This window comes from Acrocarpospora corrugata, from assembly GCF_009687845.1.
Taxonomy (GTDB): Bacteria; Actinomycetota; Actinomycetes; order Streptosporangiales; family Streptosporangiaceae; genus Acrocarpospora; species Acrocarpospora corrugata.
In genome coordinates, this window is sequence record NZ_BLAD01000062.1 from 100,908 (window position 1) to 116,282 (window position 15,375).

Genomic DNA, 15,375 nt, shown 5'->3' on the forward strand with positions numbered 1-15,375 from the left:
AGGTAACAACCAGGACGGCCTACCGGCCAATTTCTAACACGAGAATGTCAGCTTCCTTCGGAGAGTTCGCCGAGGGTTACCAGCACCGTCTTCGTCCGGCCGTTGAAGGTCTCGAACTCCACCTTGACCTGGCTGCCCGGGTTGAGGGTGGCGAGGACCTGGGAGAGCGCGGTCGTGGTCGGGGTCGGGCTGCCGTTGACGCTGAGGATCACGTCGCCCGGCCGGAGGCCGGCCTTCGCCGCGCCGCTGCCCCTGGTGACCTCGCCGACGGCGACGCCGATGGGTTCGCCGTTGTCGCCGATGGCCGTGCCGACCCTGATGCCGAGGGCGGCGCGGTGCGTGTTGACCACCTTGCCTTCCTTGATGAGCTGGCTGGCGATGTCGCTGGCGGTGCTGCTCGGGATGGCGAAGCCGATTCCGTTGGCCGCGCCGAGTTGCGGATCGGTGGCGCCCAGGGTCGGGATGCCGACCACCCGGCCGTACAGGTCGACGAGGGCGCCGCCGCTGTTGCCGCGGTTGATCGCCGCCGAGGTCTGGATGGCGTCGGAGATGGTCGCGCCCGGCGTGCCGTCGTCGGCCTGCCCCGACACGGTACGGCCCAGGGCGGACACGATGCCCTGCGTCACCGTGCCGGACAGCCCCAGCGGGTTGCCCATCGCCAGCACCATCTGCCCGACCCGGAGCTGCGCCGAGTCGCCGAACGGCGCGGGGGAGAGCCCGGCCGGGTCGGTGACCTTGATGACCGCGAGGTCTCCGGGCGGGAAGGCGCCGACCAGCGTCGCGGACCTGGCCTGCCCGCCGGTGGCGAGCGTGACCTGAAACTCCCGCGCCTCCCCCACCACATGCGCATTTGTCACGATATGACCGGCTGAGTCGAAGACGATGCCGGAACCCAGGCCATCCACGGTGGTGATCTGGACGATGGACGGCAGGACCTGCTTGATGACTTGCTCCCAGGCCGTCTCGACCGCGGTCGCGGCGGCCGGCGGGCTCATGTTCTGACTGGTGTGCTGACTGGGGTTGTGGTGCGGGGCACTGCTGGCGGGCGTCGCGGGGGCGGCCCTGGTCGTGCTCGACGGAGCGGAGCAGGCGACGCCGGCGGTCGTCGCGACCGCCAGCGCCAGCGCCAGGTTCCCCGCTGACCTGGCTGTCACCTGGGTGATCACCGGTGAGATTCTCATGTCGGACTGTCTATCCAGGTGCGTACCGGGATGCCAGCAACCACGTCGTGATGGACCGTGACATCGTGAGGGCACGATCATGACTTCTGGCGTAATCTGCGGACATGACGGACGAACAGGGCAGCCCGCGCCGGCCGTTCCTCCGTTCCTACGACGCGCCGACGACGCCACTTCCGAAGGTCAGCCCGGAGGAGTTGCGGCGGCTCGCGTTCCCGGAGCGGGAACCGCCCCCGCGCCGAAATTTCGGCGACATCCCGATGCGCATCGTGTACGTCGTCTGCGCGGTCAGCATCGGCATCGCCGTGGTCGTGTTCGTGCACGCGCTGGGCGCCGACGACCGGCCGCCGGGCACGGTCGAGGTCGAGCGCGCCGCCCAGGCCAGCCCACCGGCGTCCGCCTTACCCAGCCCGTCGCCGAGCGCGACCCCGCTCACGCTGCCCCGGGTTCCTGCCTCGCGCGACATGACCGTGTTCGCCGGCCCCGGCACCGCCGTCGCCTCGGTCGTGACCGACCAGAAGTCCGGCATCTCGTACGCCAAGTTCGCCTCCCCCTGGCGCTCGGTGAAGCCCGACCCCTTCCAGTTCCGCCAGAAATCGGGCGACGCACTCATCGCCTCAGGCCCGCTCCCCGGCGCCGACCCCGGCCCGCTCCGCGACCAGGCCGACTACCGCAAGATCGCCGCCCGCGCCGCCCGCTGGACGCTGCGCTACCAGCCCGAGGGCAGCACGCTCCGGTGGACCGCCTCCCAGCCCCTCAGGTACGGCAACGGCTGGCTGCTCGGCTACCGCGTGACCTACCAGGTGGAGGGCGAGAAGCGCACGTCGGACGCGATCGTCGCGCTGGTCGACGCGGACCGGGACAAGCCCGCGATGCTGTTCGCCTCGATCCCCGGCACGATGACCGAACTCCGCCGCGACCTGAACATGCTCTTCTGGACCCTGAGGCCGCTCTAGTCTTTCGCGAAGCTTCTTCTAGAATATGATTCTGCGCATCGTACGAGTGTGGAGGGTCATATGGCGATCGGGCTGAGCGAGGAGCACGAGGCGCTCCGGGAGTCGGTCAGCGGCTGGGCGGAGCGTTTCATCCCGGCCGACGTCGTCCGCGGCGCCGTCGCGGCGGAGACCGAGGAGCGGCCGGCGTTCTGGGCCGGCCTCGCCGAACAGGGACTGCTCGGCCTGCACGTGCCCGAGGAGTTCGGCGGCTCCGGGTATGGCCTGCTGGAAGCCGCCGTCGCCATCGAAGCCCTGGCCGAGAGGATCGCGCCTGGACCCTTCGTGCCCACCGTGCTGGCCAGCGCGGCCATCCTGGCGGCGGGCGGCAAAGCCCAGGCGGAGCTGCTGCCGGGCCTGGCGGACGGTTCGCTGACGGGGGCGGTCGCCCTTGAGGGCGCGCTGACCGGCGAGTGGGCCGAAGGCGTGCTGACCGTGTCCGGTGCCGCCGAGCCGGTGCTGGGCGGGACGCTGGCGGATGTGCTGGTGGTGCCGGTGACCACCGGCAGAGGCGTGGAGTGGGTGGCGATCGACGCCGCCTCGGCCAAGGTCACGGCGATCAAGGCGCTGGATCTGACCCGGGGGGTCGCCCGGGTGGAGCTGGCGGCGGTCGCCGTACCCGAGGAGCGGGTGCTGGACGGGCTGGACCTGACGGCGGTGCGGAACCTGGCCGCGGTGCTGCTCGGGGCGGACGCCGCCGGGGTGGCCCAGTGGTGCGTGACCGCCGCCGCCGCGTACGCCAAGGTCCGCGAGCAGTTCGGGCGGCCGATCGGCCAGTTCCAGGGCATCAAGCACAAACTCTCCCGGATGCTGGTCGCGCTGGAGCAGGCCCGCGCGACCGTGTGGGACGCGACCCGCGCCGAGGGCGACGAGCGCGCCTTCGCCGCCGCGATCGCCGGGCTGATGGCCCCGGACGCGGCCGTCCAGTGCGCAAAGGACGCGATCCAGACATTCGGCGGCATCGGCTACACCTTCGAGCACGACGCGCACCTCTACTTCCGGCGGGCCCTGACCATCCGGGCGCTGCTCGGCGGGTCCGGCGCGTGGGCGGAGCGGGTGGCGTCGTCGGCGCTGTCCGGCGTCTCCCGGGAGATGCGCCTCGAACTGCCCGAGGACGCGGAACCCCTGCGGGAGCGCATCCGCGCCGAACTGGCCGAGATCGCGGCACTCGACGGCGTCGAGCAGAAGCGCGCCCTGGCCGACGCCGGTTTCGTGATGCCGCACCTGGCCAGGCCGTGGGGGCGCGACGCCAAGCCGCTGGAGCAGGTCATCATCCAGCAGGAGCTGAAGGCCGCGGGCATCAGACTCCCCGCGATGATCATCGGCGCCTGGGTGGTCCCGTCCATCGCCACGTACGGCACGGCCGAGCAGCAGCAACGTTTCCTCCCCAAGACGCTCAGCGGCGAGACCATGTGGTGCCAGCTCTTCTCCGAGCCGGGCGCGGGCTCCGACCTCGCCTCCGTCCAGATGAAGGCCGAACGCGTCGAGGGCGGCTGGCGGCTCAACGGCCAGAAGATCTGGACGTCCGTGGCCCACGTCGCCGAATGGGGCATCTGCATCGCCCGCTCCTCCAGCGAGGGCCCCAAGCACGATGGGATCACCTACTTCCTGGTCGACATGTTGGCCCCCGGCGTCACCGTCCGCCCGCTGACCGAGATGACCGGCGAAAACCTGTTCAACGAGGTCTTCCTGGACGACGTCTTCATCGCCGACGACCTGGTGGTCGGCGAGGTCAACCAGGGCTGGAAGGTGGCCAGGAACACCCTCTCCAACGAGCGGGTGTCGCTGTCCTCCGGCGCGGGCGGCACCGGCTCCTCGGTCCCCGACCTGCTCGGCCTCGCCGGCCGCCTGGGCCGTGACCTGGACGCGGTGGAACGCCAGACCCTCGCCCACGTGGTCGCCGAAGGCCACTCCATCAACGCCCTGTCGCTGCGGGTCACCCTCAAGCAACTGGCCGGCACCGAACCCGGCGCGGACGCCTCGGTCCGCAAGCTGCTGTCCACCTCGCACGCGCAGCATGTCGCGGAGTGCGCGGTGGACCTGCTCGGCTCGGCCGCCGTGATCGCCGCCGACTGGAAGCTGGGCGACGCCGGCTACTGGAACCGCGCGGTCCTGGCCACCCGCGCGATGACGATCTACGGCGGCACCACGGAGGTTCAGCTCAACATCATCGCCGAACGCATGCTCGGCCTTCCCCGCGACCCCGAGCCGGGAAAGTGAACCGAGCAAAGGTTCTAGACTAGAACGTGTTGCAGTTCCGCTGAGTGCGCTCGTACGGTAAAGGCATGCGAACGCGGGTTACGGACATGTTCGGGATCGAATTTCCGATTTTTGCTTTCAGCCACTGCCGGGACGTCGTCGCGGCGGTCAGCCGGGCCGGGGGCATGGGGGTGCTGGGGGCGCTCTACTTCACGCCGGACGAGCTGGAAACCGAGCTGAAGTGGATCGACGATCACGTGGGCGGCATGCCCTACGGAGTGGACGTGGTCATGCCCGCCTCGTACGAGGGGGCGGATCTTGGGGTGGATTCGCCCGCGGACCTGCTCGCCCGGCTCCAGGGGATGATCCCCGCCGGGCACCGGGAGTTCGTCGACGCACTCCTGGCCAAGCACGGCGTCGCCGCGCTGAGCGGCGACGACGCCGGGCGCGCGCTGCTCGGCTGGACCGACGCGACCGCGCGCCCGCAGGTGGAGGTCGCGTTGCGGCACCCGATCGCGCTGCTGGCCAACGCGCTCGGCCCGCCCCCCGCCGACGTGGTCGAGCAGGCCCACGCCAAGGGGGTCAAGGTGGCCGCCCTCGCCTCCACGCCCCGGCACGCGACCAAGCAGGTCGAGGTCGGCGTGGACATGGTCGTCGCCCAGGGCACCGAGGCCGGCGGCCACACCGGCGAGATCTCCACCATGGTGCTGATCCCCCAGGTCGTGGACGCCGTCGACGTCCCGGTCCTGGCCGCAGGCGGCATCGGCGACGGCCGTCAGATGGCGGCCGGCATGGCCCTCGGCGCCGACGGCGTCTGGACCGGCTCCATCTGGCTCACCGTCGAGGAAGCCGACACCTCCGAGGTGGTCAGACGCCGCATCCTCGCCGCGACCTCCCGCGACACCGTCCGCTCCCGCTCCTGGACCGGCAAGCCCGCCCGCCTCCTCAAAAACGAGTGGACCGACGCCTGGGAGGCCGCCGACTCCCCAGGCACCCTCCCGATGCCCCTCCAGTTCATGCTCGTCTCCGACGCACTGCGCCGCATCGGCCGCTCCGACGCCACCGAACTGACAACCTTCCCGGCCGGTCAGATCATCGGAACAATGAACCAGGTCAAATCCGCCAGACAGGTCGTCTTCGACATGATCGAGGGCTACGTCGAAGCCATGGAACGCCTGGGCCGCATCACTGCGGACTAGCCTCGATTCGTGCCTCAAGGCGGTCCGGTGCCCCGCCGCGCTGTTCAGCCACGCCCAGCGGCGATCAGACGGCTAACATTGGCCTGGTGAGCGGGCAGGTGAGCCGAACATGTACAGCGCCGGGCGCTCTTCGGATTCTGGGACGGGCCGAACATGAACGCGCTCTTCGACGAGGATGACGAGTTTGCCCAAAAGCGCGCTTGCCGGGGTGTTTCTGATGATCGCCGAGTGGGAACTCTCGGCTACCTGGATGGGAACACCTGGTTCGACTACGAGGACATCGAGCCGACGCACCCCATTCTGGGGCAGGGTTTCGAGACGAATCCGCGGCGGCGAACCGCGAGCGGCTCGATTCCTAAATGGTTCGCGAATCTGCTGCCTGAGCCTGGGAGCGGATTGCGGAATCTGATCAGCCAGGAGCTCGGACGGTCGGATCCCCATGACTTCCAGGTGCTCATGTTTCTTGGCGAGGATCTGCCCGGAGCCGTCCGCGTCGTTCCTGAGTCGGATATCTCGGCCATCGGCCGGGACCAGCTCGGGAAGGTCCGGTTCTCGCTCGCCGGTGTGCAAGCGAAGTTCTCCATGAGGTGGGAGGGGAAGGGCCTGGTTCTGCCGATGTCGGGTCAGGGTGGCGACTGGATCGTCAAGCTTCCCGATCGGCGCTTCCCCGAGGTTCCCGCCAACGAGTTCGCCATGCTCAGCTGGGCCAAGCATGCCGGTGTCGACGTCCCGGAAATCGAGCTCTTCACCGGCGCGGATCTCGTCGGACTCCCTGATGGGCTCATCTCGCCGCAGGAGATGGCGTTCGCGGTGCGCCGGTTCGACAGGCCGCCGGAGGGCCGGGTCCACCAGGAGGATTCGCCCAGGTCCGGGAAGTCGCCGTCGACACCAAGTACGACAACGCCACCTACGGCGGCTTGGCGCGAGTCGTCAACGCATTGTGCCCGCAGGACATCGACGAATACATCCGAAGGCTGACCACCATCGTGGTGATCGGCAATCTGGACGCGCACCTCAAGAACTGGACCCTGCGCTATCCCGACGGCCTCACCACCCGGCTCTCACCCGCGTACGATTTCGTCTCCGTCTCGGCCTACCAGGAGTTCCGGGCCGAGGAGCTGGCCTTCCCCGTGAACGGTGGAAGGATCGCCAAGCTCATCAGCCTCGACAATTTCCGGCATCTCGCCGACCGCGCTCACCTCGACGTGACCCAGGTCATCGACACCGTGACCCAGATGATCGCGGCGCTCCTGGACAGTTGGCCCGCGATCAAGCGCGACCTTCCGGTCCCCTCCTTCGTACGCGACCACATCGACCAACGGCTCACGTCTCTGCCACTGATCCCCGTCGATGATCAATGGCCTTCGTAGTGGGCGGGGCGTTTTTCGCGGAATGCGCGGGAGCCCTCTTTGGCGTCTTCTGAGGCGATGACCGGCCAGCCGAGGTTGTCGGAGATCTTGAGGGCTTCTTCTTCGGCGAGACCGAGAGTGTCGCGGTAGGTGCGAAGGATGGCCTGGACGGCCAGCGGGCCGGAGGCCGCGATGTCGTCGGCCAGTTCCCTGGCTTTGGCGAGTGCCTGGCCGTCAGGGACGATCTGGTTGATCAGGCCCATCCGGTACGCCTCCGCGGCGGTGATCGCGCGGCCGGTGAGCAGCAGGTCCATGGCGAAGGCGTACGGGATCTGCCGGGGCAGGCGGACCGCGCTGCCGCCCATCGGGAAGAGCGCGCGCTTGGCCTCGAAGAGGCCGAGCGTGGCGGACTCGGCGACGACGCGGAGGTCGGTGCCGACCAGGAGTTCGGTGCCGCCGGCGACCGCGTAGCCCTCGATCGCGCTGATGATGGGTTTAGTCGGCAGGTCCTCGCGGAGCAGGCCCTTCCAGTGGAAGTTGGAGATCTCGGCGGCCCGCTGCCGCACGCGTTCGTCGGCGGACGGCGTGCCCATGGCCTTCAGGTCGGCGCCCGCGCAGAAGGTGTTGTCCGCGCCGGTCAGGATGCCGGCCCGGACGCCGGGTTCGGCGGAGATGTAGGCCCAGGCGTCGGCCATTCCGATCAGCATGTCGGTGGAGAGGGCGTTCCTGGCTTCGGGGCGGTCCATGGTGACGATGACGAGGTGACCGTCGCGTTCGACCCGGCAGTGGGGGGTGCTGATGGGCAGAAGTTCCACTGAGTCTCCTCGTTCGACCAAGCGTTTGCTCAGTTTAGCCGCGATTCGCCCGCGGACGGCGCCCATTCTGCTATCGGTATCAGCGGCTATCAAGCGCTTGTTAGGCCATGCCGGGAAGGGTTAACCTGCCCGCTAGGTAGAACAGATTCTCGTTTGTGTTTCCCGCGCGGACAAGGGAGTTCCGGATGGGTTCGCTCGGCTTCTGGAGACTCGCTCAGGCTGATCCCGGGTGGATCGCCGCCGTCGACCCGGACGGCACGGAACATGCCGCGGGTGAATTGCTGGCCCGGGCCAACCGCCTGGTGCACGGTCTCAGGGAACTCGGCCTTCAGCCGGGGGACGGTGTCTGTGGCCTGGTTCCGAACGGCGTGGACGGTCTCACCCTCTACCTGGCGGCGCTTCAGGCGGGCTGGTACTACACGCCGGTCAACTGGCATCTCACCGGGCCGGAGATCGCCTACATCGTGGCCGACAGCGAGGCGAAGGCGTACTTCGTGCACGAACGCTACGCCGAGGAGGGCATCCGCGGCGCGGCCGACCTGGACCCTGAACGGCGCTTCGCGTTCGGCGCCGTGGACGGCTTCCGCCCGGTCAGTGACCTGACCGAGGGCCGGCCTGACACGCTGCCCGCCGAGCGTACGGCCGGTGCCACCATGCACTACACCTCCGGGACCACCGGCAAACCGAAGGGTGTGCGCCGCCCGCTCAGTGGCCTGGACCCGGATGACGCCGCCGAGTTGATGACCTTCCTGCTCACCCTGTTCGGCATCACCCCGGGCCGGCCCAACGCGCATCTGGTCACCTCGCCGAACTACCACACCGCCGTCACCCAGTTCGGGGGCACCGCCCTGCAGATGGGCCACACCCTCGTCTACATGGACAAGTGGGACGCGGAAGAGACGTTGCGCCTCTGTGAGCGCTACCGGATCACCAACTCGCACATGGTTCCGACGCACTTCAAGCGCCTGCTGTCGCTTCCCGAGGAGGTCAGGACCCGCTACGACCTGTCCTCGCTCCGCTGGATGATCCACGCCGCCGCGCCCTGCCCCGTCCCGGTCAAGCAGCAGATGCTCGACTGGTGGGGCGACGTCGTCTACGAGTACTACGCGGCCACTGAGGGCGGCGGCACCCTGGCCACCCCGCAGGACTGGAAGAAGCATCCGGGCACGGTCGGCAACGCCTGGCCGATCAGTGAACTCCTGATCGTGGACGACGCGTTCGAAGAGGTCCCGACCGGCACCCCGGGCACGATCTACATGAAGATGATGGGCGTCCGCTTCGAGTACAAGGGCGACCCCGCCAAGACCGAGGCCAACCGGCTGCGCGACCACTTCACCGTCGGCGACATCGGCTACCTGGACCAGGACGGCTTCCTGTTCCTCTGCGACCGCAAAGCCGACCTGATCATCTCCGGCGGGACCAACATCTACCCGGCCGAGATCGAGAACGAGCTGCTCATCCACCCCAAGGTCGCCGACGTGGCCGTCTTCGGCATCCCGGACGAGGAGTGGGGGGAGCAGATCAAGGCCGTGATCGAGGCCGCGCCCGGCTCGGTCCCGGGACCCGAGCTGGCCGCTGAGATCTTGGGCTCTTTGCAGGGCCGCCTGTCCAGGATGAAATGGCCCAAGACGATCGACTTCATCGACGAGATGCCCCGCGAGCCCAACGGCAAGCTGCTCAAGCGCAAGCTCCGGGCCCCCTACTGGGAAGGCCGAGACCGTGCCATCTGAACTGTCCGAGAGCCACGTTCTGGAGTTTCCCGGCGGCTACACCAGAAGCACCGGGCCGGTGATCGGGCGCTTCCTGACCGAGCTGCGGGACGGCAGGATCGTAGGCGTGCGGACCGCCGATCAACGCACCCTCGTCCCGCCACTGGAGTACGACCCGCACACGGGCGACCCGGTGACCGATGAGTTCGTCACCGTCGGCCCGGCCGGCACGGTGGCCGAATGGGTCTGGGTGGACTCGCCGCGCCGCAACCACCCGCTGGACCACCCGTTCGCCTGGGCGATGATCAAACTCGACGGCGCGGACACCGCGCTGGTGCACGTGGTCGACGCGGGCCACCCGAAGGCGATGCGCCCCGGGCTGCGGGTGCGCCCCCGCTGGCGGGCCGAACGGATCGGCCAGATCACCGACATCGAGTGCTTCGTCCCCGAGGTCACGATGATCGTCTCCCCGGTCCGGGCCGAGTACACGATCAAGCCGGGCCGGGCGCTCACCCGCTTCCTGGAAGGCGTGCGGGACGGCGTCTTCCTGGCGGGACACTGCGCCACCTGCGACAAGGTCTACGTGCCCTACCGGATCTCGTGCCCCGAGTGCGGCTACCTGATCGCGGAGGAACGCCAGGTCGCCGACACCGGGACGATCACCACGTTCGCCATCAACAACCTGCCCGACCCGAGGGCCCCCCAGGTGCCCTTCGTCTCCGCGTACATCCTGCTGGACGGTGCGGACACCCCGATGATCGCCCTGGTCGGCGACGTGCCCGCCCACGAGGTACGGCAGGGCATGCGCGTGCGCGCCGTCTGGGTGCCGGAAGCGGAACGCACGCTCGCGATGAGCAACGTCAAATGGTTCGCTCCCACCGGAGAGCCCGACGCCGAGCTGGAGAACTGATGCGTGAGGTGGCGATCGTCGCGTTCGCCCAGACCGAGCACACCGACCACGACACCGGCCTGACCGAACCCGAGCTGCTGCTGCCCGTCATCGAGGAGGTCCGCGTCAAGTCGGGCCTGCGGAAGTTCGGCTTCACCTGCTCGGGCAGCTGCGACTACCTGGCCGGCGCGCCGTTCTCGTTCGTGTCGGCGCTGGACTCGCTGGGCGCCTGGCCGCCGATCTCGGAGAGCCACGTCGAGATGGACGGCGCGTTCGCCCTGTACGAGGCGTGGGTGCGGCTCCAGCACGGCGACATCGACTCCGCCCTCGTGTACGGCTTCGGCAAGACCTCCACCAGCGACCTCCGAGAAATCATGACATTGCAGCTTGATCCCTACTATTTGGCTCCACTGGGCTTGGATCAGCTCTCCTTCGCCGGCCTCCAGGCCAGCGCCCGGGGCGCCGACCGCGCCGAACTGGACGCGATCGTCCGCCGCAGCAGAGCCGACGGGCGAACCAACCCGTACGCGCTCAACCTGCCCGATCCCACCCCCGAAGACGACGGCCACGCCGCCCCGATCACCGACGGAGCCGCCGCCGTCGTCCTCGTCGCCGGGGACCTGATCGCGAACTATCCGCGTCCCGCCTACATCACCGGCATCGCGCATCGCATCGAACCCCACTATCTGGGTATGCGGAACCTCGCCCTGTCGGCCTCCGCCGCTGACGCCGCATCGGCGGCGGGGGTCGGCAAGGGCCCGATCGACGTGGCCGAACTGCACACCCAGTTCAGCCACGAGGAACCCATCCTGCGCGACGCCTTCGGCCTCCCCGCCGGCACCGTGATCAACCCCTCCGGCGGCCCGCTGGCCGCCAACCCGGTCATGGCCACCGGCCTGATCCGGATCGGCGAGGCCGCCCAGCGCATCCTGGACGGCACCGCCCGCCGCGCCGTCGCGCACGCCACCAGCGGTCCCTGCCTCCAGCACAATCTGGTCGCCGTCCTGTCGAGCGAGGTCTGAATGGGCAACCGTTGCGCGGTCATCGGAATCGGCCAGACCCGCTACACCACCAAGCGTCAGGACGTGTCCATCGCCGGGCTGGTCCGGGAGGCCGCGCTGCGCGCCCTGGAGGACGCCGGGCTCACCTTCAAGGACATCGACGCCGTCGTGATCGGCAAGGCGCCCGATCTGTTCGAGGGCGTGATGATGCCGGAGGCGTATCTGGCGGACGCGCTCGGGGCGGCGGGCAAGCCGATGATGCGGGTGCACACCGCCGGGTCCGTGGGGGGATCCACCGGGTTGGTGGGGGCTTCGCTGATTCAGGGCGGGGTGCATGAGAGGGTGCTGGTCGTCGCGTACGAGAAGCAGTCGGAGTCCAATGCGACCTGGGCGCTTTCCACGCATCTGCCGTACAACGCCTCGCTGGTGGTCGGGGCGGGCGGGTATTTCGCGCCGCACATCCGCGAGTACATGCGCCGGTCCGGCGCGCCCGACCACATCGGCACCCTGGTCGCCGTCAAGGACCGGCAGAACGCGCTCAAGAATCCGTACGCGCATCTGCGGATTCCCGGCATCGACCGGGCCATGGTGGAATCCACGCCGATGCTCTGGGAGCCGATCCGCTACCTGGAGACCTGCCCCTCCTCGGACGGGGCCTGCGCGATGGTCCTGGCCGCCGAGAGCGCCGTGACCGGCCGCCCGGCCTGGGTGCACGGTACGGCCATGCGATCGGAACCGATCTTCCGGGCCGGCCGGGACACGGTGAACCCGCAGGGCGGCAAGGACTGCGCCGCCGACGTCTACCGCCAGGCCGGCATCACCGACCCCCGCCGCGAGATCGACGTCGCCGAGGTCTATGTGCCGTTCTCCTGGTATGAGCCGATGTGGCTGGAGAACCTGGGCTTCGCCGCCGAGAACGAAGGCTGGAAACTCACCGAGGCCGGCTGCACCGCGCTGGACGGCGACACCCCGTGGAACGCCTCAGGCGGCGTGCTCAGCAGCAATCCGATCGGCGCCTCCGGCCTGATCCGATTCGCCGAAGCCGCACTCCAGGTGCGCGGCATGGCCGGAGAACACCAGGTCGAGGGGGCGCGGACCGCCCTCGGACACGCGTACGGCGGCGGAGCGCAGTTCTTCGCCATGTGGATCGTCGGAGCCGACAAGCCCTAGAAGGAGAGCGAGTCCCCATGGAGTTCAACCACGCCGACATCTTCGAAGGGCTCGCGGACGCGATCGGGGACCGCGTCGCCGTCATCTGCGCGGACGAGCGGGTGACGTATGCCGAACTGGACACGCTGGCGAACCGGCTGGCGCACCATCTGGCCGCGCAGGGGGTGCAGGCGGGGCAGCATGTCGGGATTCATCTGTACAACGGGATCGAGTACATCACCGGCATCCTGGCCGCTCTGAAGATCCGCGCGGTCCCGGTGAACGTGAACTACCGGTATGTCGAGGCCGAGCTGCACTACCTCTACAACGACTCCGACATGGTCGCGCTGATCTTCGACGTGGAGTTCGACGAGCGCGTGGCCGCGGTCGCGCCCGAGGTTCCCACCCTCCGCCACCTGATCGCGGTGGGCGGGGAATCCCAGGTCGCGGGAGCGGTGCCGTACGAGCGGGCGCTGGCCGAATCCTCCGGCGAGCGGGGCTTCGAAAGCCGCTCGGGCCAGGACATCTACATCATCTACACCGGCGGCACCACCGGCATGCCGAAGGGTGTGATGTGGCACGTCGAGGACCTGTTCATGGCCTTCGGCGGCGGAAACCCCTACGGCGACCCGCTGCCGTCACCAGAAGCCGTCGTCGAGCAGGCCCGCAACGCCGGCCCGATGATGATGATGGCCGCCGCGCCACTCATGCACGGAGCCGCTCAAATGGGGACGTTCATCGCCTGGTGGATGGGCGGAACCATGGTGTACGTCCCGAAATTCGACGCCCGCGCGGTCCTGGCGGCGATCGAACGCGAAAAGGTCTTCACCATCAACATCACCGGCGACGCCATGGCCCGCCCGCTCGCCGACGCCATCGCGGCCGGCGAATACGACCTGTCCTCCCTGTTCGTGCTCAGCTCGACCGGCGCCATCCTGACCGGCTCCGTCCGCGACCGCTTACAGGCCCTGCTCCCGAACACGATGATCCTCGACAACTTCGGCTCCACCGAATCCGGTTACACCGCCTCCGCCGTGTCCGGCTCGTCCCCCGAATCCGGCCTCAAGTACCAGCCCAACGCCAACTCCAAGATGGCCGTCCTGGACGGCTCCCTCAAACCCGTCCAGCCCGGTACGGGTGACATGGGCACGGTAGCCAAAACCGGCAGGATCGCCTTCGCGTACTACAACGACCCCGAGAAGACCGAACAGACCTTCGTCACCGACGCCGACGGCGTCAAATGGCTCCTCACCGGCGACCTGGCCGTCATCGAGGACGACGGCACCATGCGCGTCTACGGCCGAGGCTCCCAGTGCATCAACACCGGCGGCGAAAAGGTCTTCCCCGAAGAGGTCGAAGCCGTACTCAAAGGCCACCCCGCCGTCTTCGACGCCGTCGTCACCGGCATCCCCGACGACCGCTGGGGCTTCCGCGTCGCCGCCGTCATCGAACCCCGCGAGGGAACGACCCCGACAGCCGAGGACTTGGACGCCCACTGCCGGGCGAAGCTGTCGGGGTACAAGGTCCCGCGCACCTACGCTTTCGTCGCCGAAATGGTCCGCTCACCCGCCGGCAAAGCCGACTACCGCTGGGCCAAAGAAACCGCCCAAGCAGCCGGCTGACTCCGCAAACGCGCCGCGATCGAGGCCGCGTTGCCCAGGAATCGCGCTGCGAATGAGGGCCCGTGTTGCGCAGAAACGCGCTGTGATCGAGGCCGCGTTGCCGGAAGCATGCTGCTATTTGCGGGCTTCTCCGGTGAACGCGGCCACCGCTCCCAACCCGATGTAAATCACTCCACTGGCGACATCCAGCCGCCGTCGCGCCGTCGCCGACTGCCGCACCCGTCCCGCCAGCGCCGCGGCGGCCAGCGCGTACGTGCCGTCACTGGCCATCCCGAGCACGATCCAGATCGCCCCCAGCAGCACGATCTGCGGCGCGATCGCCCCCGCCGCCGGATCCGCGAACTGCGGCAGAAAAGCCAGAAAGAAGATCGCCGTCTTCGGGTTGAGCACGTTCACCACGAACCCCTCCCCGAACAACCGCGAGGTCGAGACCTTACCCGCCTCCACCACCTCGGCCCCCGACCGGCTCATCAACTTCCGAACCCCCAGCCAGACCAGATAAGCCGCCCCCAGATACTTCACCACCAGAAACGCCGTAGCCGACGTCGCCAGCAGCGCACTCAGCCCCAACGCCGCCGCCACCACATGCACAACCGACCCCGCATGTACCCCCAACACCGACACGAGCCCCGCCCCACGCCCCTGCGCCACACTCCGAGTAACGATGTAAACCACAGCAGGCCCCGGCACAACAAGCAGCGCCAACGTAGCCACAGCAAAAACGGCAAGAGCGGTGATATCCGGCATAACCCCAGACAATACGAACAACAGGCCCCCGCGAGCATCTGATTTACCGCCCACGACTTGATGGAGACCCGGACACCGAACCGTCGGGATGTCGTCTGGACGTACACCTTGCCTGATGACGGCTGTCGGCAGCAGGGTGTGGGCATGACGGAAATGCGAGATGTGCTCAAGGCTCGGGTGGTTCTGGGTGGGTATCTGCCTGAGACGCCGATGTGGTCCTATCCGGTGTTGAACGCGGTGGTTGGGGCTGAGGTGCATGTCAAGCATGAGAACGTGCAGCCGACGGGCGCCTTCAAGGTTCGGGGTGGGATCGCGCTATTGGCGGGGATGGGGGAGCGGGATCGGGGGGTGGTTGCTTATTCGACGGGGAATCATGCGCAGTCGGTGGCTTATGCGGCGCGGGTGTTCGGGGTGGCCTGTTCGATTGTGATGCCGGTGAATCCGAATCCGGCGAAGGTCGCGGCGGTGGAGGCGCTGGGGGCGAGTGTGGTGGTGGCGGGGGGCACGATGGTGGGGGCGGGGGGGG

At 68.6% G+C, this 15,375-nt stretch carries 12 protein-coding genes and 1 pseudogene; 10 read left to right on the forward strand and 3 right to left on the reverse strand.

Translation table 11 applies throughout. From position 1 onward, the window contains the following. Positions 1-47 precede the first annotated feature (47 nt). Positions 48-1,181 carry a S1C family serine protease gene (locus Acor_RS24515; RefSeq protein ID WP_155339085.1) on the reverse strand — a complete coding sequence of 378 codons (1,134 nt, stop codon included), beginning with the start codon at positions 1,179-1,181 and terminating at the stop codon, positions 48-50. Between the two features lie 104 nt (positions 1,182-1,285). On the opposite strand from Acor_RS24515, the gene Acor_RS24520 reads away from it, so the two are divergent. The 4 genes and pseudogenes from Acor_RS24520 to Acor_RS24535 all read left to right on the forward strand — a co-directional run bounded on the left by Acor_RS24520 (position 1,286) and on the right by Acor_RS24535 (position 6,938). Then, a complete protein-coding gene (locus Acor_RS24520) occupies positions 1,286-2,134 on the forward strand; it encodes a hypothetical protein (RefSeq protein ID WP_155339086.1) in 849 nt (282 codons plus the stop codon). A gap of 60 nt (positions 2,135-2,194) precedes the next feature. After that, positions 2,195-4,390, forward strand: a complete 2,196-nt coding sequence (locus Acor_RS24525) for an acyl-CoA dehydrogenase family protein (protein WP_155339087.1) — start codon at positions 2,195-2,197, stop codon at positions 4,388-4,390. A gap of 65 nt (positions 4,391-4,455) precedes the next feature. Continuing rightward, the gene (locus Acor_RS24530) at positions 4,456-5,568 is read left to right on the forward strand and encodes an NAD(P)H-dependent flavin oxidoreductase (protein WP_155339088.1); all 1,113 of its coding nucleotides are present in this window, start codon (positions 4,456-4,458) and stop codon (positions 5,566-5,568) included. 153 nt (positions 5,569-5,721) lie between these two features. Then, positions 5,722-6,938 (forward strand): annotated as a pseudogene (locus tag Acor_RS24535) (type II toxin-antitoxin system HipA family toxin). Here the strand turns inward: Acor_RS24535 and Acor_RS24540 are convergent. Beyond that, positions 6,923-7,732, reverse strand: coding sequence for a crotonase/enoyl-CoA hydratase family protein (locus Acor_RS24540; protein ID WP_246239055.1), 810 nt, complete (start codon positions 7,730-7,732; stop codon positions 6,923-6,925). The pseudogene Acor_RS24535 and the gene Acor_RS24540 sit on opposite strands and share 16 nt — an antisense overlap. A gap of 185 nt (positions 7,733-7,917) precedes the next feature. On the opposite strand from Acor_RS24540, the gene Acor_RS24545 reads away from it, so the two are divergent. From Acor_RS24545 to Acor_RS24565, 5 genes are read left to right on the forward strand one after another with little or no spacing between them, the layout of a single operon-like run. Next, positions 7,918-9,462, forward strand: coding sequence for an acyl-CoA synthetase (locus Acor_RS24545; protein WP_155339090.1), 1,545 nt, complete (start codon positions 7,918-7,920; stop codon positions 9,460-9,462). Further along, complete coding sequence (locus Acor_RS24550; RefSeq protein ID WP_246239059.1) at positions 9,452-10,351, forward strand: Zn-ribbon domain-containing OB-fold protein; 900 nt, start codon at positions 9,452-9,454, stop codon at positions 10,349-10,351. The genes Acor_RS24545 and Acor_RS24550 overlap by 11 nt, the downstream gene beginning before the upstream one ends. After that, on the forward strand, positions 10,351-11,352 hold the full coding sequence (locus Acor_RS24555) for a lipid-transfer protein (RefSeq protein ID WP_155339091.1): 1,002 nt from the start codon (positions 10,351-10,353) through the stop codon (positions 11,350-11,352). The genes Acor_RS24550 and Acor_RS24555 overlap by 1 nt, the downstream gene beginning before the upstream one ends. After that, on the forward strand, positions 11,353-12,501 hold the full coding sequence (locus Acor_RS24560) for a thiolase domain-containing protein (protein WP_155339092.1): 1,149 nt from the start codon (positions 11,353-11,355) through the stop codon (positions 12,499-12,501). Between the two features lie 17 nt (positions 12,502-12,518). Further along, complete coding sequence (locus Acor_RS24565) at positions 12,519-14,102, forward strand: acyl-CoA synthetase (RefSeq protein WP_155339093.1); 1,584 nt, start codon at positions 12,519-12,521, stop codon at positions 14,100-14,102. 114 nt (positions 14,103-14,216) lie between these two features. On the opposite strand, the gene Acor_RS24570 is transcribed toward Acor_RS24565, so the two are convergent. Then, complete coding sequence (locus Acor_RS24570; RefSeq protein ID WP_155339094.1) at positions 14,217-14,849, reverse strand: LysE family translocator; 633 nt, start codon at positions 14,847-14,849, stop codon at positions 14,217-14,219. 144 nt (positions 14,850-14,993) lie between these two features. Here Acor_RS24570 and Acor_RS24575 point away from each other — a divergent pair. Continuing rightward, a partial coding sequence (locus tag Acor_RS24575) for a pyridoxal-phosphate dependent enzyme (protein ID WP_155339095.1) occupies positions 14,994-15,375 on the forward strand: 382 nt, incomplete at its 3' end.

Bases quoted from the DNA above. Each gene is read 5' to 3' on its own strand.
- Acor_RS24515 (WP_155339085.1), bottom strand. From the start codon at position 1,181: ATGAGAATCTCACCGGTGATCACCCAGGTGACAGCCAGGTCAGCGGGG.
- Acor_RS24520 (WP_155339086.1), top strand. From the start codon at position 1,286: ATGACGGACGAACAGGGCAGCCCGCGCCGGCCGTTCCTCCGTTCCTAC.
- Acor_RS24525 (WP_155339087.1), top strand. From the start codon at position 2,195: ATGGCGATCGGGCTGAGCGAGGAGCACGAGGCGCTCCGGGAGTCGGTC.
- Acor_RS24530 (WP_155339088.1), top strand. From the start codon at position 4,456: ATGCGAACGCGGGTTACGGACATGTTCGGGATCGAATTTCCGATTTTT.
- Acor_RS24545 (WP_155339090.1), top strand. From the start codon at position 7,918: ATGGGTTCGCTCGGCTTCTGGAGACTCGCTCAGGCTGATCCCGGGTGG.
- Acor_RS24555 (WP_155339091.1), top strand. From the start codon at position 10,351: ATGCGTGAGGTGGCGATCGTCGCGTTCGCCCAGACCGAGCACACCGAC.
- Acor_RS24560 (WP_155339092.1), top strand. From the start codon at position 11,353: ATGGGCAACCGTTGCGCGGTCATCGGAATCGGCCAGACCCGCTACACC.
- Acor_RS24565 (WP_155339093.1), top strand. From the start codon at position 12,519: ATGGAGTTCAACCACGCCGACATCTTCGAAGGGCTCGCGGACGCGATC.
- Acor_RS24570 (WP_155339094.1), bottom strand. From the start codon at position 14,849: ATGCCGGATATCACCGCTCTTGCCGTTTTTGCTGTGGCTACGTTGGCG.